Consider the following 630-nt stretch of genomic DNA (forward strand, 5'->3'; position numbering starts at 1 on the left):
AACTTGGTCACGTTTTAAATGACCAATGTTGAGCAAGATGTGATCAGCGTAAAGGAATGCGTTCTAGATTGTTTTGGAAAGTAAAAACAGTAAAAATTCGGTAGAAAGTAAAAGAAGAAATAAAAAAGCACTGAAAATTCAGTGCCTTATTTGAGCAGTTTTGAGGGGGTTTTTATCGAGTTGTGCCGCGTAGCTTGAGCTTGCTTGGAACGTACACTTGAAGGGGCAGTGCGCGTCCGTCACGGTATTTTTCTACTAACAAGTTCACGCCTTGAATACCCATCATTTCAGAATGAATACGAACGGTAGATAGAGGAGGGAAGGTAAAACGCGCGGTAGGAATGTCGTTCACGCTGATCAGCGCAATATCATCAGGAATGTTTAAACCAAACTCATGCACTGCTCGTAACACACCAATCGCAATGGAGTCCGAAGCAATGAACATCGCTTTTGGGAAATCGCCTTTGGCCAGCATCTCTTTCGCTAAGTCATAACCGGACAAGCTAGAGAAATCGCCACGATAAATGTCGTTTTCAGAAACCACACCTTTTAGACTGCCGTAGTCCACAAACGCATTTTCACGAATGTCTGCGGTGTTGGGTTCGTCTTGTCCACCAATAAATCCGATAC

The 630-nt window shown here is 43.3% G+C and carries 1 protein-coding gene; it reads right to left on the reverse strand.

Annotation, left to right across the window (positions count from 1 at the left end; all coding sequences use genetic code 11):
* Window positions 1–172: 172 nt before the first annotated feature.
* On the reverse strand, window positions 173–630 hold a 458-nt coding region (locus tag R8N49_RS28220), incomplete at its 5' end, for a substrate-binding domain-containing protein (protein ID WP_318190581.1).

Source organism: Vibrio sp. 1978 (assembly GCF_033344345.1).